The organism is Paraburkholderia bonniea (genome assembly GCF_009455625.1).
GTDB classification, from domain to species: Bacteria; Pseudomonadota; Gammaproteobacteria; order Burkholderiales; family Burkholderiaceae; genus Paraburkholderia; species Paraburkholderia bonniea.
Genome location: NZ_QPEQ01000001.1, coordinates 499,370 through 520,292, shown reverse-complemented (window position 1 = coordinate 520,292; position 20,923 = coordinate 499,370). Strand labels below are relative to the sequence as shown.

At 56.4% G+C, this 20,923-nt stretch carries 15 protein-coding genes and 1 pseudogene; 9 read left to right on the top strand and 7 right to left on the bottom strand.

The genetic code is table 11. The features are described 5' to 3' along the window. Nucleotides 1-80 precede the first annotated feature (80 nt). Nucleotides 81-1,178, top strand: coding sequence for a 4-hydroxyphenylpyruvate dioxygenase (gene hppD / locus GH656_RS02185; RefSeq protein ID WP_153074387.1), 1,098 nt, complete (start codon nt 81-83; stop codon nt 1,176-1,178). Between the two features lie 139 nt (nt 1,179-1,317). Here the strand turns inward: hppD and GH656_RS18000 are convergent, their stop codons facing one another. Beyond that, nucleotides 1,318-1,524 carry a hypothetical protein gene (locus tag GH656_RS18000; protein ID WP_246184186.1) on the bottom strand — a complete coding sequence of 69 codons (207 nt, stop codon included), beginning with the start codon at nt 1,522-1,524 and terminating at the stop codon, nt 1,318-1,320. 362 nt (nt 1,525-1,886) lie between these two features. On the opposite strand from GH656_RS18000, the gene GH656_RS02175 reads away from it, so the two are divergent. Then, the gene (locus GH656_RS02175; RefSeq protein ID WP_153074385.1) at nt 1,887-5,495 is read left to right on the top strand and encodes an indolepyruvate ferredoxin oxidoreductase family protein; all 3,609 of its coding nucleotides are present in this window, start codon (nt 1,887-1,889) and stop codon (nt 5,493-5,495) included. A gap of 167 nt (nt 5,496-5,662) precedes the next feature. Here GH656_RS02175 and GH656_RS02170 read toward each other — a convergent pair whose 3' ends face one another. Beyond that, entirely contained in the window at nt 5,663-7,933 is a 2,271-nt protein-coding gene (locus tag GH656_RS02170) for an NADP-dependent malic enzyme (RefSeq protein WP_153074384.1), read from the bottom strand. Nucleotides 7,934-8,378: 445 nt separating this feature from the next. On the opposite strand from GH656_RS02170, the gene GH656_RS02165 reads away from it, so the two are divergent. Continuing rightward, the gene (locus tag GH656_RS02165; protein ID WP_153074383.1) at nt 8,379-9,062 is read left to right on the top strand and encodes an orotate phosphoribosyltransferase; all 684 of its coding nucleotides are present in this window, start codon (nt 8,379-8,381) and stop codon (nt 9,060-9,062) included. 151 nt (nt 9,063-9,213) lie between these two features. Here the strand turns inward: GH656_RS02165 and GH656_RS02160 are convergent. Beyond that, nucleotides 9,214-9,889, bottom strand: a pseudogene (locus GH656_RS02160) (response regulator). A 745-nt stretch (nt 9,890-10,634) separates the two neighbouring features. On the opposite strand from GH656_RS02160, the gene argC reads away from it, so the two are divergent. Further along, the gene (argC, locus tag GH656_RS02155) at nt 10,635-11,582 is read left to right on the top strand and encodes an N-acetyl-gamma-glutamyl-phosphate reductase (RefSeq protein WP_153074382.1); all 948 of its coding nucleotides are present in this window, start codon (nt 10,635-10,637) and stop codon (nt 11,580-11,582) included. A 218-nt stretch (nt 11,583-11,800) separates the two neighbouring features. Here the strand turns inward: argC and GH656_RS02150 are convergent, their stop codons facing one another. Continuing rightward, nucleotides 11,801-12,454, bottom strand: coding sequence for a LysE family translocator (locus tag GH656_RS02150; protein WP_153074381.1), 654 nt, complete (start codon nt 12,452-12,454; stop codon nt 11,801-11,803). Between the two features lie 171 nt (nt 12,455-12,625). Between GH656_RS02150 and GH656_RS02145 the strand changes: the two genes are divergently transcribed. Continuing rightward, entirely contained in the window at nt 12,626-12,910 is a 285-nt protein-coding gene (locus GH656_RS02145) for a hypothetical protein (RefSeq protein ID WP_153074380.1), read from the top strand. Between the two features lie 223 nt (nt 12,911-13,133). Here the strand turns inward: GH656_RS02145 and GH656_RS02140 are convergent, their stop codons facing one another. Beyond that, nucleotides 13,134-13,349, bottom strand: coding sequence for a hypothetical protein (locus tag GH656_RS02140; protein ID WP_153074379.1), 216 nt, complete (start codon nt 13,347-13,349; stop codon nt 13,134-13,136). Between the two features lie 303 nt (nt 13,350-13,652). Further along, on the bottom strand, nt 13,653-14,414 hold the full coding sequence (locus GH656_RS02135; protein ID WP_174769675.1) for a carbonic anhydrase: 762 nt from the start codon (nt 14,412-14,414) through the stop codon (nt 13,653-13,655). Nucleotides 14,415-15,328: 914 nt separating this feature from the next. Between GH656_RS02135 and GH656_RS02130 the strand changes: the two genes are divergently transcribed. The 4 genes from GH656_RS02130 (at nt 15,329) to GH656_RS02115 (ending at nt 19,498) form a co-directional block, all read left to right on the top strand. Continuing rightward, nucleotides 15,329-16,129, top strand: a complete 801-nt coding sequence (locus tag GH656_RS02130) for a hypothetical protein (protein ID WP_153074377.1) — start codon at nt 15,329-15,331, stop codon at nt 16,127-16,129. Between the two features lie 134 nt (nt 16,130-16,263). Beyond that, nucleotides 16,264-17,742 carry a DUF1254 domain-containing protein gene (locus tag GH656_RS02125; RefSeq protein ID WP_153074376.1) on the top strand — a complete coding sequence of 493 codons (1,479 nt, stop codon included), beginning with the start codon at nt 16,264-16,266 and terminating at the stop codon, nt 17,740-17,742. 48 nt (nt 17,743-17,790) lie between these two features. Continuing rightward, nucleotides 17,791-18,765, top strand: a complete 975-nt coding sequence (locus GH656_RS02120) for a SphA family protein (RefSeq protein ID WP_153074375.1) — start codon at nt 17,791-17,793, stop codon at nt 18,763-18,765. A gap of 118 nt (nt 18,766-18,883) precedes the next feature. Next, on the top strand, nt 18,884-19,498 hold the full coding sequence (locus tag GH656_RS02115; protein WP_153074374.1) for a hypothetical protein: 615 nt from the start codon (nt 18,884-18,886) through the stop codon (nt 19,496-19,498). An 88-nt stretch (nt 19,499-19,586) separates the two neighbouring features. Here the strand turns inward: GH656_RS02115 and GH656_RS02110 are convergent, their stop codons facing one another. Beyond that, nucleotides 19,587-20,810, bottom strand: a complete 1,224-nt coding sequence (locus tag GH656_RS02110) for a PepSY-associated TM helix domain-containing protein (RefSeq protein ID WP_153074373.1) — start codon at nt 20,808-20,810, stop codon at nt 19,587-19,589. Between the last annotated feature and the right edge of the window lie 113 nt (nt 20,811-20,923).

Sequence of the window (20,923 nt, the reverse complement as noted above, 5' to 3'; positions counted from 1 at the left end):
TTTTTGCCGCACGGAGGCATTTACACTTGCGCCATTCGGTCAAATAACACAACCACCCAATAGCCCTACAGGAGACAGACATGAAGGTATCCACCTGGGACAATCCCGTCGGCACCGACGGTTTCGAATTCATTGAATACACCGCTCCGGACCCGAAAGCGCTAGGCCAGTTGTTCGAGCAACTAGGCTTTACGGCCGTGGCACGGCATCGTCACAAGGACGTAACGCTATACCGCCAGGGCGAAATCAATTTCCTTATCAACGCTGAACCAGATTCGTTTGCACAGCGCTTCGCACGCTTGCACGGCCCCTCCATCTGCGCCATTGCATTCCGTGTGCAAGATGCGGCCAAGGCCTATCGGCATGCGCTCGAACTCGGTGCCTGGGGTTTCGATAACAAAACGGGGCCAATGGAGCTAAATATCCCGGCGATCAAGGGAGTAGGCGATTCGCTGATTTATTTCGTCGATCGCTGGCGTGGCAAAAATAATGCGACTCCCAACAGCATCGGCGATATCGGCATCTACGACGTGGATTTCGAACCCATCGCTGGAGCAAATCCCAATCCAGTCGGTCACGGCCTGACCTACATCGACCATCTGACGCACAACGTGCACCGGGGCCGTATGCAGGAATGGGCGGAGTTTTACGAACGGCTCTTCAATTTTCGGGAAGTCCGTTATTTCGATATCGAAGGCAAAGTCACTGGCGTGAAGTCCAAGGCAATGACCTCGCCCTGCGGCAAGATTCGCATTCCAATCAATGAAGAAGGCTCCGACACCGCCGGACAGATTCAGGAATATCTCGACGCTTATCGTGGTGAAGGCATTCAGCACATCGCGCTGGGGAGTAACGATATCTATCAAACCGTGGACGGCTTGCGGGAATCTAATATCGCCTTGCTCGATACGATTGATACCTACTATGAGCTGGTGGAGCGGCGTGTGCCCAATCACGGAGAATCGCTCGATGCGCTGCGTCAACGCAAAATCCTGATCGACGGGGCTCAGGAAGATTTATTGCTGCAAATCTTTACCGAGAACCAGATCGGACCGATTTTCTTTGAAATTATTCAGCGCAAGGGCAATCAAGGATTTGGCGAAGGTAACTTCAAGGCGCTGTTCGAGTCGATTGAGCTAGACCAAATTCGGCGAGGCGTGGTGCAGGACAAGGTTTAGCGTTTCCGGCCCGGCACCAACATCATGAAAAAGGCGGGGATCTTGCGATCCTCGCCTTTTTTGCGCTGCACGCTTGTTTTATGCCTATGGGCAAAAACAGTCAGCGCGTGAACCACTCAACCCGTCGCAATGCGACGCGTCATGAAAGCGAATTCTGTCTGGTCTCAAGAGAAGCAGAAGCGGCAACGGAAGTAGAAGTAGAAGCCGACGGTTGGGCGGATGCCGCCCGTGTCGAGCAGGTTACGGCATTAGCCAGCGCCCCAGCGCTGTGGGCTCGAACTGGCACATTCATTGCGAAGAATGCGGCGGAAACCATGAGGAAGGTCTGAATATTACGGGTATGCATAAGTTAACTCCTTGTATAGCTACCTGTTGCTGCGAAGTATCGCCAGGTGATAAGGCATTCGCGTGACATTGCACAGGAGGGGGATTAGACAGCGCTCTCATGCCGGGTTCCGTTTTCCAGTTTTGATCTTGTTACAAGAAGTACAGCCCGAGTACTGCCCGGATACTCCCCCGCACCGGGCCAGGATCTGAATCATGGCTTCGTTTTTCACAGTGCATTGCCACGCGGCAGCGGCACGACGGGTTTATCCCAGTGCTACCATCGTTGGAAAGACGTCACTATGACGCGCGCGGTTAAGGCGTCCACAAGATGCTGCAGCCTAAAGTTTTGGTGATCCCAAACTGGATGGAGGAGAACAAATAATGAATGCCCCGCTAGACGCTGGTCAGCGAGCCTCACTCGAGGCCGCGTTATCTTCAGTCACGCTCGATGACAAATACACCCTGGAACATGGCCGCGCTTACATGAGTGGCATCCAGGCGCTCGTGCGCCTGCCGATGCTGCAACAAGAACGCGACCGGGCTGCCGGACTCAACACTGCGGGGTTTATCTCTGGCTATCGGGGCTCCCCACTAGGGGCTCTCGATCAATCGTTGTGGAAAGCCAAAACGCATCTTGCCGCACACAACGTCGTATTCCAGCCAGGCATTAACGAAGATCTCGCCGCCACTGCCGTCTGGGGCTCACAGCAAGTCAACCTGTATCCAGGCGCTCGCTTCGACGGCGTTTTTTCAATGTGGTACGGCAAGGGCCCAGGCGTTGACCGCTCCGGTGACGTGTTCAAGCACGGCAATTCAGCGGGATCAGCGCAACACGGCGGTGTGCTGGCGCTGGTCGGCGACGATCACGCCGCCAAATCCTCTACGCTCGCTCATCAGTCGGAGCACGTTTTAAAGGCTTACGGCTTGCCGGTGCTGTTTCCATCGAACGTGCAGGAATATCTCGACTTCGGTCTGCACGGCTGGGCCATGAGCCGCTATTCAGGCCTTTGGGCTGCGATGAAGTGCGTGACGGATGTGGTCGAGTCCTCTGCTTCAGTCGACATTGATCCCCATCGCCTGCAAATCGTTTTACCCAACGACTTCGCCATGCCAGACGGCGGATTGAATATTCGCTGGCCCGATCCGCCCTTGGTGCAGGAAGCCCGTCTGCTTGACTACAAATGGTATGCGGCACTCGCCTATGTGCGGGCCAACAAGCTCGACCGGGTGGAGATTGACTCACCTCAGGCGCGCTTCGGCATCATGACAGCCGGCAAGGCATATCTCGATGTGCGTCAGGCGCTCGCCGACCTCGGTCTTGATGACGCAACCTGTGTTCGCCTTGGCATTCGTCTCTACAAAGTGGGGTGTGTCTGGCCACTCGAAGCCCAAGGCGCGCAGGCCTTCGCCCGTGGGCTGGAGGAAATTCTGGTAATCGAAGAAAAACGCCAGATTCTCGAATACGCGATCAAGGAAGAGCTGTACAACTGGCCTGATACGCAACGGCCACGGGTCTACGGCAAATTCGATGAAAAAGACGGGGCCGGTGGCGAATGGTCCGTCCCGATGGGCAACTGGCTGCTACCTGCGCACTACGAGCTGTCTCCCGCCATCATCGCCAAAGCGATTGCCACGCGGCTAAGCAAATTCGATCTGCCCGCCGATGTGCGCAGCCGCATTGCCACACGCATCGCAGTGATCGAGGCCAAAGAGCGCGCGCTGGCGCTGCCGCGCGTCGAAGCGGAACGCAAGCCATGGTTTTGCTCCGGTTGCCCGCATAACACCTCGACCAATGTCCCCGACGGTTCCCGCGCGATGGCTGGCATCGGCTGTCACTACATGACGCTCTGGATGGATCGCAGCACAAGCACGTTTAGCCAGATGGGCGGTGAAGGCGTTGCGTGGATCGGGCAGGCACCGTTCACTGACGACAAGCACGTGTTCGTCAACCTGGGCGATGGCACGTATTTTCATTCGGGCTTGCTGGCGATTCGCGCCGCCATCGCGTCCAAAACCAGCATCACCTACAAGATTCTCTATAACGACGCCGTGGCGATGACCGGCGGCCAGCCTGTTGACGGCGTGTTAACCGTGCCGCAGATCTCGCATCAGCTGGCCGCTGAGGGTGCTACAAAAATCGTGATCGTCACCGACGAGCCGGAGAAATACCACAGCACCACCCAGCTCGCGCCGGGTGTGACGATTCATCACCGTGACCAGCTAGATGACGTGCAGCGTGAACTCCGCGAGATCGCTGGCACCACGATCTTGATCTACGACCAGACCTGCGCCACCGAAAAACGCCGCCGCCGCAAACGCGGTGCGTATCCAGATCCGGCTAAGCGCGTCGTGATTAACCCGGCAGTCTGCGAAGGTTGCGGGGATTGCTCGGTGCAATCGAACTGCCTATCGGTAGAGCCGCTCGAAACCGAATTCGGCACCAAGCGGCAAATTAACCAGTCCAGTTGCAACAAGGACTTTTCCTGCCTGAAAGGGTTTTGCCCGAGCTTTGTTTCGGTCGAAGGCGGCCAGTTACGTAAACCCCGCGCGGCGTCCGGAATCGGCTACGACGCGCTGCCGCCCCTGCCTGAGCCCAGCCTGCCAGTGATTGAACGACCTTACGGTGTGCTCGTGACAGGCGTCGGCGGTACGGGTGTCGTGACCATCGGCGCGCTGCTTGGGATGGCGGCCCATCTGGAAAACAAGGGTGTCACGGTGCTCGATGTCACCGGGCTCGCACAAAAAGGCGGGGCCGTGATGAGCCATGTGCAGATCGCCAACCAGCCTGAGGAGATCCACGCGACGCGCATTGCCATGGGTGATGCAAGGCTCGTGATTGGCTGCGATGCAATTGTGAGTGCCAGTAATGAATGCCTGTCGCGGATGCAGCTCGGCCAGACCCGTGTCGTGCTAAATAGCGCACCGACACCAACAGCCGAATTCATCAAAAATCCGCACTGGCGCTTTCCTGGCTCAAACGCGCAAGCCGACGTGAAACTGGCGGCGGGCGACGCCAACGTCGATAGCGTTGACGCCCATCACTTCGCCGTCACGCTGCTGGGTGACGCGATTTATACGAATCCATTTGTACTGGGCTATGCATGGCAAAAAGGCTGGGTGCCGCTCGCCTGCCAGTCACTGGTACGCGCCATCGAACTCAACGCAGTGCAAGTCGAGAAGAATCTCGCCGCATTCGAATGGGGCCGGCGCACGGCACATGATCCAGCGGCCGTGCAACGCATGGCTGCCGCGGCCAGCGGCGCTTCCAGAGCAGAGAACAGTGCGACCGTCATCACGTTGCATACCCGGAAAGCGCTGGATACGCTGATCGCCACGCGCGTCACGGCGCTCACTGCGTATCAGAACAGCGCCTATGCGCAACGCTACAGTGCGCTGATCGAGCGGGTTCGTACCGTCGAGCGCGCCCTGAACCCACCCGATGCTAGCGGCACCCCGCACGAACCGCTGAGCGAAGCCGTCGCACGCAATCTGTACAAGCTAATGGCCTACAAGGATGAGTATGAGGTCGCGCGTCTTCATGCTGATCCAGCCTTCATCGAAAAACTTGCAGCGCAGTTCGAAGGCAACTGGAAGCTGAAGTTCTATCTCGCGCCGCCGTTATTGGCGAAAAAAGATGCGCATGGGCATCTAGTGAAAAAGCAATACGGGCCGTGGCTTTTAAACGTGTTCCGGGTGCTGGCCAAGCTGAAATTCCTGCGCGGCAGCCCGCTAGACCCTTTCGGCCATACGGCGGAGCGGCGCACTGAACGCGCGCTGATCGGCGAATACGAGGCTCTCGTGGCAGAGCTGCTGGGCAGCCTGAATGCTGAACGGGTGCCACTGGCGATCGAACTGGCCAGTCTGCCCGATGAAATCCGCGGCTATGGTCACGTGAAAGATCACAACCTAAGCGTGGTGCGCGTTAAATGGCACGCGTTGCTACTCCGCTGGAGAGCACCTGGCGGAGGCCATGCGCGGCACGCGGCATGACGCTTTGCGGCAAGTGCTCGCACAAGCAACACAATAAAAAGTAAAAAGCGCCATGGAAATAGTCTTCCATGGCGCTTTCTTCCAACCTGGACCACCGTTCAAAGCACCTGCGTTCCCGTTGCTGCTTCCAGCCATACGCACCAGGCCGCAGCAGGCGCAGCAGCTAATTAGCTTGCGCGAACGTTAGCGGCTGCGACAGCCGTCATGTTGATGATGCGTCGCACCGTAGCGGCGGGCGTCAGGATATGCACCGGCTTTTCTACGCCGAGCAGGAATGGGCCAACCGTTACGCCATCACCGCCGATCATCTTCAGCAGGTTGTAGGTGATGTTTGCCGCTTCGACGTTCGGCATGATGAGCAGATTGGCTTCGCCAGTCAGCGCCGAACCTGGGAATGCCGCCTTGCGCACCGCTTCAGACAACGCCGCATCACCATGCATTTCGCCGTCAATTTCGAGGCCTGGCGCACGTTGCACGATCAGCTTGCGTGCCGCTGCCATCCGCTGCGAAGACGCTGATGGCGCACTGCCGAAATTCGAATTGGACAGCAATGCGACCTTCGGCGTGATGCCAAATTTTTCGATTTCCCGCGCAGCCAGCACGGTCATGTCAGCAAGTTGCTCAGCACTCGGCAGTTCATTCACGTAGGTATCGCAGATAAACAGATTGCGTCCTGGCAACATCAGCAGGTTCATCGCCGCGAGGCTCTGCGCGTTGTCCGCCTTGCCCAGCACCTGCTCAATCAGCTTCAAATGGCTGTGGTACGTGTCGATCATGCCGCAGATCATGCCGTCCGCATCGCCCAGGCGCACCAGGATCGCACCAATCAGCGTGTTGAACTTGCGCATCGCTGCTTTCGCCACTTCGGGCGTGACCCCCTCGCGCGCGCCAATCTCGTGATATTCCTGCCAGCATTTCTGGTAACGCGGGTCGTCCTCAGGATTGACGATTTCGAAGTCTTCGCCGCAGCGCAGCTTCGAGCCCATCTTCTTCAGACGCATCTCCACCACCGCAGGGCGGCCGATGATGATTGGCCGGGCAATTTTTTCCAGTAGCACAAACTGCGCAGCGCGCAGCACGCGCTCGTCCTCGCCTTCGGCGAACACGATGCGCGCAACCTGCTCCCGCGCCGCGGCGAATACCGGCCGCATCACCATGCCAGTGCGGTACACCGTCGTGCCCAGTTCTTCGCGGTAGGCATCCATGTCCTTGATCGGACGCGTGGCCACGCCCGAATCCATCGCCGCCTGCGCCACGGCAGGCGCAATCTTGATGATGAGACGTGGATCAAACGGCTTCGGGATCAGATATTCCGGACCGAATTCGAGCGAATGACCTTCATATGCTTTGGCTACTTCATCGCCCTGATCGGTTTCTTCCGCCAGCTCAGCGATTGCGCGCACGCATGCCAGTTTCATCTCTTCGGTAATCGTCGTCGCACCAACGTCCAGTGCGCCGCGGAAGATGAAAGGAAAACACAGCACGTTGTTGACCTGATTCGGGTAATCCGAACGGCCCGTGGCGATGATGCAGTCAGGACGGACCTTCTTCGCATCTTCAGGACGGATTTCAGGCTCGGGATTGGCCAGCGCGAGGATCAATGGTTGCGTGCCCATCTCCATGACCATCTCGGGCTTCAGCACGCCAGCGCTGGAACAGCCAAGAAACACATCGGCGCCGCGAATTGCGTCGGCCAGCGTGCGCGCCTCGGTTGTAGCGGCATAACGTTCTTTGGAAGGATCGAGATTGCCCCGCCCTTCGTAAATCACGCCTTTTGAATCAGCAACCAACACGTTCTTTTTCGACAGCCCCAGATGCACCAGCAAATCAAGGCAGGCGATCGCCGCAGCACCCGCGCCGGAACACACCAGCTTCACTTCATCGAGCTTTTTGCCAACGACTTTCAAACCATTGAGGATCGCGGCTGACGCAATAATCGCCGTCCCATGCTGGTCATCGTGGAACACCGGGATCTTCATCCGCTCACGGAGCTTTTTCTCGATGTAGAAGCACTCAGGTGCCTTGATGTCTTCGAGATTGATCCCGCCTAGCGTGGGCTCCAGCATGGCGATCGCATCGACCAGCTTGTCCGGATCAGATTCGTCCAGTTCGATATCGAACACGTCGATACCCGCGAATTTTTTGAACAGGCAACCCTTGCCTTCCATTACTGGCTTGGCTGCCAGCGGCCCGATATTACCGAGCCCGAGCACCGCCGTGCCGTTTGTAATCACGCCCACCAGGTTGCCGCGCGAGGTGTACTTTTGCGCGTCGAGGGGATTGGCAAATATCGCCTCGCATGCCGCCGCAACCCCCGGCGAATACGCCAGCGACAAATCGAGCTGGTTCGACAGTGGCTTGGTTGGCGTGACCGAGATCTTGCCTGGTTTCGGGTTCTGGTGATACGCGAGAGCGCTTTGCTTCAGTTGTTCGTCCATGTTTTAGCCTGCGAGACGTAAGTAGATAAAGCCCTGCTCGTGGCTGAATACATTGCTTGCAAGGATCGAAGGGGTAATCGACTGCGACCGGGTCACGCTCGCGCCGGTTGGGCGCGACGGCGACACTGAGCGGCAAACAAGACAGCGCAGAGCTTTTGCGGGGCGGCCAGTGTACACCGCGCACAGGCCCTCCCAGGGCGCTGAAATACCAAGTAGCACAGTCCCGATATAGCGTTGGACGGCTGTGGAACGCCTCGTCGGCCCCGGCTGAATCGGGTAAACTGCTGGGCTACGCGCCTGGCATAGGCTTGGCAGGCGGGTTGGCCCCGCCCTGTCCTGACTACACCCGGCAGCACCTCACAGCACATCGTCACCTGGCTTGCCCATCGGGCCACGTGCCGGGCTGCGTGCCTCCTTCCGCTTTCAAAATCCAAGGATTGCCCTCATGACAGGCTTCGATCGTCAGACGATCTCCGACACCACCGCGAAAATGCTCCTGGAGGTTCAGGCTGTACATTTCAATGCGGACAAACCTTACATTTTCACCTCTGGCTGGGCCAGCCCGGTCTATATCGACTGCCGCAAGCTGATTTCATATCCCCGCGTTCGACGTGGCCTGATGGAAATGGCAGAGGCCACGATCCTGCGTGATGTTGGTTATGAGCAAATTGATGCTGTCGCAGGTGGCGAGACTGCAGGCATTCCATTTGCGGCATGGCTCTCAGACCGTTTGATGGTGCCGATGCAGTACGTGCGGAAGAAGCCCAAAGGTTTTGGCCGTAATGCACAAATCGAAGGGTTGCTAACCGAAGGCCAGCGCGTGCTGCTGGTTGAAGACCTGACCACCGATAGCCGCAGCAAGATCAACTTCATCAACGCATTGCGTACAGCAGGCGCGACGGTGAACCACTGCTTCGTGCTGTTTCACTACAACATCTTCAAAGAAAGCGTATCGGTGCTGAAAGACATCGACGTCGATCTGCACGCGCTGGCCACCTGGTGGGATGTGTTGCGGGTAGCGAAGGCCTCGGGTTATTTCGACACCAAAGTGCTCGATGAAGTGGAGAAGTTCCTGCACGCACCCGCTGAATGGTCAGCGGCCCATGGCGGCACCACCTCGCCCAAGTAAGCGCACTGCGGCTCGATCCGTTTCAGCGTAGCCGCAAGAAACGCGCGCAGAGCGCCACCAACAAACAACAAGGCCACCTGTCATCATGCATGACAGGTGGCCTTGTGCTGTGCCGTTGCCTGATTGCTAGCCGGGCTATCGCGTGGTGGCGTTAGTCACCATCGCTAGATGACGACAAATTGGCCAGGCCGTTGCTTTGCGCGTACTGAAACAATTCGGAATCGCGGTCCAGACCCAACTTGCGCATCGCTGTATTTTTTTGCGTGCTGATGGTTTTGATGCTCCGGTTGAGCTGCTCAGAGATCTCCTTGATCGTCATCCCTGAAACAAACAGTCGCACCACTTCCAGTTCACGCCGGGACAAAATGACTTCGTCATTTTTGCCACCGGCATTCATGCGCAATGCATCAAGCGAAGTTTTAACCGACGGGCTCATGTACTCAATATTGCGACAGACATGCTGCACGGCCAGGCCGATATGACTTAAGTCATCAGATTTATTGACAACCGAAATCACGCCTAAATCATTTAAACGCTTGAGCAAAGCTGCATTTTCCAGCATGGTCAGCACCACGATAGGCAATACAGGAAAATTCCGGCGTAAATAGCCAATCAATGGCAAACCATCGCCAAATTGCCCACCAGGCATAGCGAGATCCGTGACTAAAACATCGCACGGCACTGTTTGCAGTATTTTTGACCAACTCGGTGGACTGGCGCGCACGCGCAACTACCTCGATTCCTGGAAACTTAAGCAGCGCATGCTCTGCACCAAATAAAATCACCGGATGATCATCGGCTACTACGACCCTGACTGGATCTGGCATTGCACTCCCTTCAACCGATAACCGACGCCCCAATACTTCAGTCATGCAGCTATTCTAAGTTTCAAATTTGTTAATTTGCTTGCGACTCCATCGTGCATGCGGCTCGTCCGACTATAGCCGATTTCACTCTGTGTCATCCGAGGTCTACTTATTTCACGAAGACCGTTGCCGCGCTAACGCTTAAGGCGCGCGATCATGGAGCTAACCGGAGCCAACAGCCATGCTGATTGCATCAGGCCATGTGTGCTCAGCCGGGCAACTGCCACAAACTGCAGCCATTCACAGGAGCTGCATCGGTGCCATTCATCCCCCCGATGATCTGCCGTTCCGCTATGGCCTTACTGACCCAAATGTATATGCCGCAAGATCACGGCATTTCGTCCAAGGTCACCTCAACTGCTACTGCCCGACCCAAGCCCGCTTTTACAACAGCGCGCTCAGTTCATTACACAAACCCACATTCATACCAGGGTTATCTATCTATAACGGCCGTTGCCGGGCGTTATTTTACTGGCGATATCAATTTTCTGTGAATTCGCCGGCGAAAACCTGGATCTAGACTGGCACCACATCCATCCGTGCTGTCACACGCTGCCATGCTAAAACCCTTGCCAGGCTAATGGCGTGACAAGGGTAGACACTTGCCCCGGTCATGTTCTTTTACCCATATTGCACAACGAGGTTTTAGAATGGCGCTCCAGCATCCCCGTTACCCTTGCACGCCAGCTAAACCAGCGAGACCGAAATGAGCACTAAAGTTTTTGTCGACGGACAGGAAGGCACCACCGGCCTGAAAATATTCGAATACCTGTCGCCGCGCACTGACGTCGAAATCTTGCGGATCGACGATGCCAAACGCAAAGATCTCGGTGAGCGTCGCCGCCTCATCAATTCCTCAGACGTAACATTTTTATGCCTGCCGGATACAGCTTCGCGCGAATCCGCTGCGCTCGTCGATAACCCGCACACCGTGTTGATCGACGCCAGCACCGCGTTTCGTACCAGTGCCGACTGGGCTTATGGCCTGCCCGAACTGGCACCCGCCCAGCGCGAACGAATCCGTCATGCCAAACGCATCGCCGTGCCTGGCTGTCATGCCTCCGCCTTCGTGCTGGCCATGCGCCCGCTGGTTGAAGCAGGCCTGATCGTCCCTGCATTCGCGGCGCACAGCTACTCCATCACGGGCTACAGCGGTGGCGGCAAAAAAATGATCGCCGATTACGAAGCGAAGAACGATGCACGGCTCGACAGCCCTCGCCCGTATGCGCTTGGCCTGACGCACAAACATTTGCCGGAAATGGCCGCCCATACGGGGCTGCTACAACCGCCCGTATTCACCCCGATCGTCGGCAACTTTTATCAGGGGTTAGCAGTTACAACCTATTTTTCATCCAGCCAGATGGCTCAGCCGGTAACGCCACAAGCCGTTCAAGCGCTATTTGCGCAGTACTACGCCAACGAAGCATTTGTCAGGGTCGCGCCATTCAATGCCGAGGCAAACCTGGACGAGGGCTTTTTCGATGTGCAAGCCAATAACGGGACCAACCGGGTCGATTTGTTCGTCTTCGGCAACGAAGAACGATTCGTTACCGTTGCCCGGCTCGATAACCTGGGCAAAGGCGCATCAGGTGCGGCCATACAGTGCATGAATCTCTGTATCGGAGCAGATGAAGACCGTGGCTTAAAACACTAGGCCAGAGCCAATGCGGCAACGCCTGAAGACAGCCTTACAGGTGTTGCGGCAACTAAACGCATCCAGGCCAGAAAAGATCAGATAAAAAAAGCCCGCCATAGTTGGCGGGCTGAATCCATATCAGAGAAGACATGGAGGAGACGAAAAGGAATATAGCAAAAGATATTGTGCAATGCAACATATCAATATTATCCTTGTCTCCCCCGCTACGATTCGCCTCAATGCCGCACCAGTGCCATCACCGCGCCGAACCCCACGAACACACCCCCTGTCAGCCGGTTGAATGCTTTCGCCACCCGCTGACTCTTGAGCGCAACGCCAATGCGCGCACCGAAACCGGCATAAACCAGATACCAGCTCACTTCCACCACCGCGAGCGTGATAACCAGAACACCGAACTGCGCCAGCACCGGCCGTCCGGTATCAATGAACTGGGGCAGTAACGCGGCGGCAAACAAAATCGCTTTCGGATTGCTGCTCGCCACCAGAAAGCCATGACGAAAAAGTGCAACACGTGAATGGGCTGACCTTGCTGCCGCCATACCCGTTGTCATTGCCGTTGCTGTATTAACCGGCGTCACAACGTCAGTCCTGGCGCGCCAGGTCTTGATGCCCAGATAGACCAGATAGGCCGCCCCCGCCAGACGCAGCGCGTTGAACGTGGCAGGCCATTCCTGCAAAAACACACCCAGCCCAGCTGCCGAAACCGACACCATGAGAATCAACGCGGACAGGCAACCCGCCATCGTCGCGCTGGAGCGGCGCAAACCATGACGCGCGCCATGTGTCATCACGAGCAACATGTTCGGACCAGGAATCGCGCAAACCACAAATACCGTTACAGCAAATAGCCACCACGTATGCAAGCTCATGAGACCCAACGCCAAATATGAGATAAGAGCGGGATTATGCGCTGGCTTTAGCATTTCGTTGCGAGCACCCTGGCGGCGCGCCCACGCCAAGTTCTATACGGTTTTCGCAGGATGCAATGCGGTGCGTACAATGCGGGCTGACTTTCAACTGAGATAACAGAGATATTTCTTATGGCAATGAAAAAAACCGACCTTGAAAAAAACAAGGCACTCAAACTCAATCAGACCATGAAGCAGGACAGCGCCGACCGTTATGGCAAAGGCGCAGCAGCGCCCAAAATTGATCGCCGCGAACAGCGCCGGGCAGATCAAGCGCAAGGGCTCGTGCCCTTCGCCTGCAAGCTCAATGTGAATCTGGTCGAACAGCTCAAAACACTCGCTGCATCACATCCGGAAGGAATGACCGGTTTGCTGAGTGAAGTGCTGCAACGTGGACTGGGAGACAAAGCCGCGTAAGAGGCCATAGATATAAGGCGTCAAGCGGCGGTGGCTGCGGCTGCGTGCTCCAGATGCCAGCCATCCTCCCAGCGTTGCTCGCCGTCTCCCGCAGCAAGTCGCACGTTTCCCCTTGCGCGGCTTCAACTTCAAGCCTCGCCCAGAATGCAAAACGCCCAATGAATTTCATTGGGCGTTCATCACGCGGGAATACTCCCGCGGTCATCCATGTCCTGCCAGCGCGTTATTGCGGTGCGCCTTTGTCGTTCGTCCCAGCAGCCGACGCAGCTTCCGAAACGCTCGCACGCTTGCCGTGCGTTTTCAGATGTTTGTGAGAATGCTTCGGCTTAGCCGCGCTAGCAGCAGCCGCAGGTGCTGCTGCATCCGATGCCTGGGCAAAGGCCTGAATCGACCCCAGCGCGACGATCGTAGTAATAAGCGAGGCGATGATTTTCTGCATGAGTAACTCCCCAACTGGACAACATTCGTTAATGTGAATAAAGCCGCTGAAACGGTGAACATGCCATTGCGATTTATATCTTGCGGCTCACCGCTGCGGCAGTATCACGCAGCATTCAGGCTTTGTCATCCGTGGCTAGTCACACTGTATTTTTACGGGAACAGATTTCTTTCGGTCTGCTTTCCCGGTGCGATTTATTCGCTGAATTCTGCATTAAAACTGTCTGCAATCTTTGTCATCGCGCGATCATCGATGCGTGCCAGCCCCAAGACCGGCACGCGTCAGGATCAGAAACCCATGGGATTAAAGCGCATTGTCTTCTTCGACTGTCTTGCGGCCATTGAACGGCTGCACCGGACGGTGGTTATCAGGAAACTCCTTGCGGAATGCCTGAATCTGCTCTGCCGACATTTCGATCGGCTCTTCCAGCACCAGCCAGTGAACGTTCTCTGTGCATGGAGGGGTGGTCAGCGAGCCGGTGTAAAACAGGCCTTTGTGATCGGCTGGTAACAGATCTGCCGGATTAATCCGCACGGCAACACCATCCGCACCCTTACCAGGCAGCTTTGAGAAAAGCGAGGCCAGTGCCTTGTTTTCCTTGCCCTCACGGATAAACACGCCGATCACGGCGATATTGCCGTCATGGTCTTTGTTCACCATATGGAGTTCCATCGGGAAGTGCTTGCCGTCCAATTCGTGTTCGCTTGGCGTATGGAAATGAAACTGTGCAAGCTCGTAGCTATCGCCCTTAATCTTGATATCGTTCCCATCACCCGGCAAATCGACTTCAATCGTGTGGCCATTATTGACCATCTTCGCAGCGCTATCGCGGTATTCAAGTTTGATATCGGTGGCTTTGACCTTCTTCGCTTTTTTGCTCTTAAGTGAAACCGGCGACTGTTGCAGACCGCTCTGACACAGCTTGTTTTTTTCGCTGAGTTGCGACCATTCATGTGGCCCAGTATTACCGCCATACGACCATGAACCATGTTCCAAAGCAAAAGCTGCCGTACCAAAACTGGCGCTAATGGCCGCCACAAGCGCCAGGCGCGTGAATTTCGTCATCACAAACATTCCTATTTGAAATTACTACCATTGATTTTCGGAACCGAAGCGTAGCTGCACTCTCTCCGCGGGTATTCCAAAAACCATGAGGAGCCCCCTTGCAGAAAGCCGATCGCCACCTAATGACAGCGCAATCGGAACGATTGCGTATCAGCACGCAAGAAGAGAAATATTTCGCTTACCTGAGGAAAAGATTAATTTTTGCGCCATCTGGAACAACGAATCCACCTCGCTGAATCAGCCCGTCCAGAGCCGCTATAAATTCCTCGCGCTTCACGCTGTTAATTCGTGAATAAATTTGCGATGCTAAATATTCCACATCTACCTCAGCCAGATTCCAAATTCAATGCCACCTAAATCAAAAGCAGAATTTATTTTTATATGGCAAAACATGTCCATGCACACATCCACAACCAGTAAACTTCACCCCATATAAATATGCCCGATAGATTGATGTCCAAAATATAAATCCCACTGCCAAATTCATCCGAAATAACAGCGCCTTTGCGAATAAATTTTTGTGTCGACACACAAGCGCCACACAATCAGTGGGAATTTTATTTTTTACGACTACCTCTTGGTTTATATACAGTCCTCTGCTAGCATTCGACACAAACTCGCAACAATTTTCGCCATTAATTTCGCCAGCATCCGGCGCTCTGCCGGAAAGAATAGAAGGACCTAATGGGGCGTTTCTTGCCAATTCCGGTCAGTTGCGCGTTTGCTTGCACTGGCCATTACCTCGACTGGCATTAAATGCAATGCTCCACTCGATTTTCTATTCCTCATTTTTGGCGGCGCTATGTAACGGGTAGAGTCGCATCTGTCTGTGTCACCTCCCTTCGCTTAATTACGTTTCTATCTGTCAAAAACAAAAATTTGTTCGCTTTGATTGACAACCCTCTGAGTGACATATGAATAAATTTGCACTGTTATTGCGCTTCTTTTTCTGGCTAATTCCTGCTGTTTTTCTCAGCGGCAATGCACAGGCCCAGACCACAGCCGATGCGGCAAACCAAAGCAATAATCCGTTGAACCTCGCTGCCTCATTTAATATTCAGAATTTCTTTGTGCCCAGCCTGTTTGGCGTTGGCGCACACACCAATGACCTGCTGCTACGTCCAACCATCCCCGTCGGGCCAATGGGCCCGATTGGCGTGCCGCAGATTTTCCGTGCCACGATTCCAGTGAGCACGCGGCCTGATCCAAACGGTGGTTACAACACCGGCTTGGGCGATATCAACCTGTTCGATATTTTTCTGCTGAGCGAGGGCGAGGTGCAACTAGGCGTCGGCCCGCTCGTGACCATGCCCACCGCGACCGATCCATCATTAGGCACCGGCAAATGGCAGGCGGGACTGGCCGCAATCGTCGTTAGCGCAAGCAAGGCCCGGCTGTTGGGCACGCTCGTGCAATGGCAGCATTCGTTCGCGGGGCAAAGCAGCCGCCCCACCGTTCAGTCGCTCACAGCGCAACCATTTGGCATCTTCAATCTGCCAGGCGGCTGGTATATCCGCTCAACCGGAACCTGGACTTTCGATCTTCAGCACGGCAGCTATTACATCCCTGTCGGGCTCGGTGCAGGCAAGGCATGGAAAGGCGGCTCGACCATCTATAACGCGTTCATCGAACCGCAATACTCCGTCGCCCATTCCGGTGCAGGCGTGCCTAGATGGCAGGTGTTCGCCGGATTGAAAATGACCTTCGGCAAATAGTTTCCTCATCAGCGTGGCGTGATTGCCCATCTGTATAGCCCAGGCCCAGCCGCGCTGAACTGCTGCTGGACTGCCTCGCTACCGCAAAAACACTGACCCTGCCGCATACGCGTAGATACTTCCGAGCCAAGCACATGAATAAAACCACTGCAGCCTGGGCCACCACCGCCCTTCTCGCCTCGCTAGCAAGCCCGATGCTGGCCCAAGCCGATAGCCGCGCGCCAGCTACCGTGACAAGCACCCCCGCAGCGGCCGTACCCGGCCCAGTCGCGGGCGACATCATCACGGAAGATTACGCACGGCTCGTCGCGCGTTCGACCTACTTCTGGGCCTGGCCCATCGTCAATCTTTACAACCGGTTGTTAGCGATGCAGAAGGTTCCTGTGCCGGGACTCAATGGCGGCACAGTGCCTGTTGGCCCGCCAAACCGGCTTTCGATGCTGCACGACTATATCGACGCGCAAGAGCGTTTCGTCGCTTGCCCGAACCAGGATGTGGTGTACGGCTCAGCCATTCTTGATCTCGACCAGTCGCCTGTGGTCGTGCAAGTGCCGGATTTTGGCTCGCGCTTCTGGGTCTATCAGGCCGTCGATGGCCGCACCGATGGCTTTATTCAGCTTGGCAAGATGTATGGCACCAAGCCGGGGTTCTATCTGCTGGTCGGCCCCACCTGGAAAGGCCAGACGCCGCCCGGAATCAAAGCCGTGTTCCGCTCAAGCACACGAGTCGGCACGCTTCTTCCTCGCGTCTTCATGGATGACACGGCCGAAGACCGCAAAGCAATTCAAAGCGTCATCAATCAAGTCAACGCTTATCCGCTGGCGGAATTCGATGGCCGGATGAAAACTACCGACTGGAGCAAGTTACCGAGCTTCCCAACGAGTGATGCTGGGGCCGCTGAGATCAAATGGGTTGATCCTCAAACTTTCTTCGATGAGCTGCCCGCCGTGCTTGACGCCACGCCGCCGCAAGCGGGCGAACAGGCGTTGTATACCCAGGCACGCGCGCTGCTGGCAGCGGCCAAACGCGACCCGGCGCTCAAGGCTGCGATTACCGATGAAGCGCAAAAGACTGAAGCCGGCCTCATCAATCCACTCTTCAACTTCAGCACCTATGGCCAGTCGCTGCCCGCGAACTGGACCACCATTACCAATGGCGCGCGCTTCGGCACGGACTACTTCACCCGCACCGCGGTTGCGCGTTCGAACATCTTTGTCAATCAGCCGCAGGAAACCAAATACTTCTATCTGGACGCTGATGCAGCCAGGCAAAAACTGAATGGCAGCCATGCCTACACAGTGACCTTTGCCAAAGGCCAGTTGCCCCCGGTCAAAGGTTTCTGGTCGCTGACGCTGTATAACCAGCATCACTTTTTCGCGCCGAATGAACTCAAGCGTTACTCGCTCGGTACCAAGAATAAGGATCTAAAGTACAACGCCGACGGCTCGCTCACGCTCTATGTGCAAAGCACCGCCCCCGCAGCAGACAAGCGTTCGAACTGGCTGCCAGCACCCGCTGGCGAAGCATTTTCGCTGTACATCCGCGCTTACTGGCCGCAAGCTGCAACACTCGATGGCAGTTGGACGCCACCGCCAGTCAATCAGGTGCAATAAATGGCACGCGGCGTTACTCCCTGGCAAAAGCTACAAGATGAGGCTGTCATGAACCCAAGCTGGACTGCGCATTCGCGTCGTCGCCATTGGCCAGCACGGCTGACTTCGCTGCTGTCTACCGGCCTGGCGCTAGCCTGCGCGACACCGGTGTTTGCCACCGAAGGCGGCGTCGGCCGGCCCATCACCGGCATGCAAATCACGCCTTACGCCGGTGTCGTTCCCGCCACGTCAGACTGGATTGTTTCCTTTACGTCGATCTATTACGAAGGCTCGCTCGGTGCGGAAAAAAGTCTGCCGATAGCGGGCACCGTATCGGCTGGACTGAATGAGCATGTGGTGTACACCATCGCCAATATGGTGAAAACCTGGGGCATCACCGCCGCAGGCTGGAACTTCGCCTCGTCGTTTGGCGTGCCGGTTCAGTACACCTCGGTCTCGTCGTTCCATGGCAAGCTGCCAGACGATCACGGCACGCAGTTCGCTGACATCTTCTTTACCCCCGTGGTCGCGGGCTATCACCTGACGCAAACCGATCACATTGCATTCAGCGTGCAGATGTATGCGCCCACCGGGGCATACACCACCAGCCGTCTGGCAAATGCCGGGCAGAACACGTGGACGTTCATCCCGACCATTGCGTACACCAAACTATTGCCGAAGCACGATATCGAACTGTCGGTGAATTACGGCGTCGAGTTCTACACCGCAAATAGCGACACTCACTATCACAACGCCCCTTTAAGCGTGCTCGATCTGCTGGCACTCAAGCGCTTCAAGAACGGCTGGGGCGTGGGGGTCGCGGGCGGCTGGATTCAGCAGATTGGTGACGATTCTGGCGGGCTCGCTGATCTCACCGGGGGCGCTCGTGGACATTCTGTCGGTGTAGGCCCAGTGCTAACGTGGGCGGGGAAAATTAGCCAGACGCCGGTCTCCGCCACCCTGAAATGGATTAATGAATTCGCGGTGAGCAACCGCCCTAAAGGCAATGCGGTCGAATTGTCGGTAAGTGCCACGTTCAAGTAACACAGCGTTGTTGGTGAGGTAACTGATTCAACCCAACTGGGCGATGAAGCATCTGATGCGGCTCTCGCGGCAGATCCTTGATTCGCTATTGAAGTGCAATCTCATGAAGGAGCAAAACATGGCAAATCGCAACAACGGTATCCAGAAATGCGCTACCGCAGTGGCTGCAGCACTGGCGCTCACGATGTTCGGCGCAGCACCGGTATTCGCTCAAAGCGCGGCATCCAGCACCGCCGCAGCGCCAGAACCCATCGGCGTTGAAGCAGCCGCACGGGTGACCGCAACCGTGGTGGGCATCGACGCCATTTCGAACAGTGCTACCGTGCGCGGTCCACGCGGCAACCTGATGATGGTTCAGATCAATCCGGAAGTCGGCAGCGTCAGCAAGCTGCAGATTGGCGACACGGTCAACATCGCGTATCGCAACGCGCTGCTGATCCGTGCGGACAAGGTTAAATCGAACGGCATCCGCGAGCGGATCGACACGACGGTGACAACACCGGCATCGGATGGCATGACTGCATCGGCGCATAGCGTGCAGATTCTGGCAACGATCCAGAAGCTGGACGTTAAACAGCGCACGATGACGGTGCGTGGTGCCACACGCACCGAAACCTTCAAGGTGCCAGACAATATTTCGCTGAAAGGGTTAAAGGTTGGCGATAGCGTTCAGGCGGAATTCGTTTCGGCAACCGCCATTCAGGTGGAACGTGATGGCGCACCGCTGAAGTAAGTTAAACGCTGCGAACAAAAGCCGTATCCACTGTTGCTGGTGGATACGGCTTTTGTGTTTTTAGCGCTGAGGGATGCGCCCCCCGACGTCACATGCTGCCCGATACCGCCGCGCTTTGCTCCAGCCGTGAACGAGCGGCCACTGCACGGCGCGCTCTCAGTTTCTTGAACCAGATCATCAGGCCAGTGACGCTGAGCATTGCTACCGCTAGCCCGATGACACTCATCAGGATTCGCCCCGGAATACCGATGATTCGCCCAGAGTGAAGTGGAAACTGTGCCTGCATGAACACATCCCCCGCCGAACCTTCACCCGGAATCGTTTGCCCGGTAAGCGTTCCGGTATGACCGTTGTAGTACAGCCAGGCATTACCCAAACCGACATCGCCATGATCGTTGCCTGGTGCGAAAAATCCGATGCCATAAGCGCCACTCCATGGCATGTAATACAGCGCGCCCGGTGGTGCCTTCAAGTGATGGGCCTCGCCCGCCTGCGTCGCTCGCTGCACTATTTCAGCGCGTGTCAGCGGCATGCTGCCGGGCTCGCCAGCACGTGACAGTTCAGGCTGCTTGAGCGGCAGCGGCGCAAGTGGCGAGAACGCCGCGACCACCGGCCGCACCACGGGCTCGGCCAGATTCATCGACACCGATGTCAACGCCACCAGCACCAGCAACCCCCAGATCCACACACCGCCAGAGCGGTGCAGATCGAAGGTCAGTGCGTAGCCGCCGCGCTTCAGCCGGAAGGCAAACGACTTGCGCCACACCTTCACCGATGGAAATGACAGCAGCAACGCGATCACGCTATCCACGAGCCAGGCAATGCCAACTATCCCGAGCAGCCACATCCCCACTTCAAAGCCTCCTACTGCGGGCAGATGCAGCGAGTAATGCAGCTTGTAGATAAACGGCAGCAGATTAAGCCGCGCTAGCGAGAGCGCCCCCCATTCGCGGCGTCCCTGAATCGCACCGGTAACGGGATCGACGGCGAGCTGGTTAAAGCCAAGCTCATACGGCTGGCCGGTCAGCGGACTGATGCGTGGCATCACCATCATTTGCAACGTTCGCCCTGGTTCGACACCCAGCGGTAAATACGTGACATCCAGACGTGGATCCGCCGCCTCGACGCGCTGCGCCAGCTCCAGCGCGGACAACGCTGGCCCACTGGTTTGCGCGTAAAAAAACGACGGATTCAGAAGTGCATCGAGTTCGTGATCCCACGCGATCACCGCTCCCGTCAGCCCAGTGACGAACAGAAATAACGCCGTCGCCACGCCCAGCCAGCGATGCAACCGAACGAACAGCGCCCTCACTGGATAACCCGCTGCACGGGCACGTCAAACATCAAAAAGCGGCTCTTCGGAGCGCTCAGAGGAAGTCGAATCATGAGAAGAAATTTCACAATCTTTAATGATGAATTGTTCGC

Coding starts and splice junctions, on each gene's coding strand:
- hppD (WP_153074387.1), top strand. CDS start 81: ATGAAGGTATCCACCTGGGACAATCCCGTCGGCACCGACGGTTTCGAA.
- GH656_RS18000 (WP_246184186.1), bottom strand. CDS start 1,524: ATGCATACCCGTAATATTCAGACCTTCCTCATGGTTTCCGCCGCATTC.
- GH656_RS02175 (WP_153074385.1), top strand. CDS start 1,887: ATGAATGCCCCGCTAGACGCTGGTCAGCGAGCCTCACTCGAGGCCGCG.
- GH656_RS02170 (WP_153074384.1), bottom strand. CDS start 7,933: ATGGACGAACAACTGAAGCAAAGCGCTCTCGCGTATCACCAGAACCCG.
- GH656_RS02165 (WP_153074383.1), top strand. CDS start 8,379: ATGACAGGCTTCGATCGTCAGACGATCTCCGACACCACCGCGAAAATG.
- argC (WP_153074382.1), top strand. CDS start 10,635: ATGAGCACTAAAGTTTTTGTCGACGGACAGGAAGGCACCACCGGCCTG.
- GH656_RS02150 (WP_153074381.1), bottom strand. CDS start 12,454: ATGAGCTTGCATACGTGGTGGCTATTTGCTGTAACGGTATTTGTGGTT.
- GH656_RS02145 (WP_153074380.1), top strand. CDS start 12,626: ATGGCAATGAAAAAAACCGACCTTGAAAAAAACAAGGCACTCAAACTC.
- GH656_RS02140 (WP_153074379.1), bottom strand. CDS start 13,349: ATGCAGAAAATCATCGCCTCGCTTATTACTACGATCGTCGCGCTGGGG.
- GH656_RS02135 (WP_174769675.1), bottom strand. CDS start 14,414: ATGACGAAATTCACGCGCCTGGCGCTTGTGGCGGCCATTAGCGCCAGT.
- GH656_RS02130 (WP_153074377.1), top strand. CDS start 15,329: ATGAATAAATTTGCACTGTTATTGCGCTTCTTTTTCTGGCTAATTCCT.
- GH656_RS02125 (WP_153074376.1), top strand. CDS start 16,264: ATGAATAAAACCACTGCAGCCTGGGCCACCACCGCCCTTCTCGCCTCG.
- GH656_RS02120 (WP_153074375.1), top strand. CDS start 17,791: ATGAACCCAAGCTGGACTGCGCATTCGCGTCGTCGCCATTGGCCAGCA.
- GH656_RS02115 (WP_153074374.1), top strand. CDS start 18,884: ATGGCAAATCGCAACAACGGTATCCAGAAATGCGCTACCGCAGTGGCT.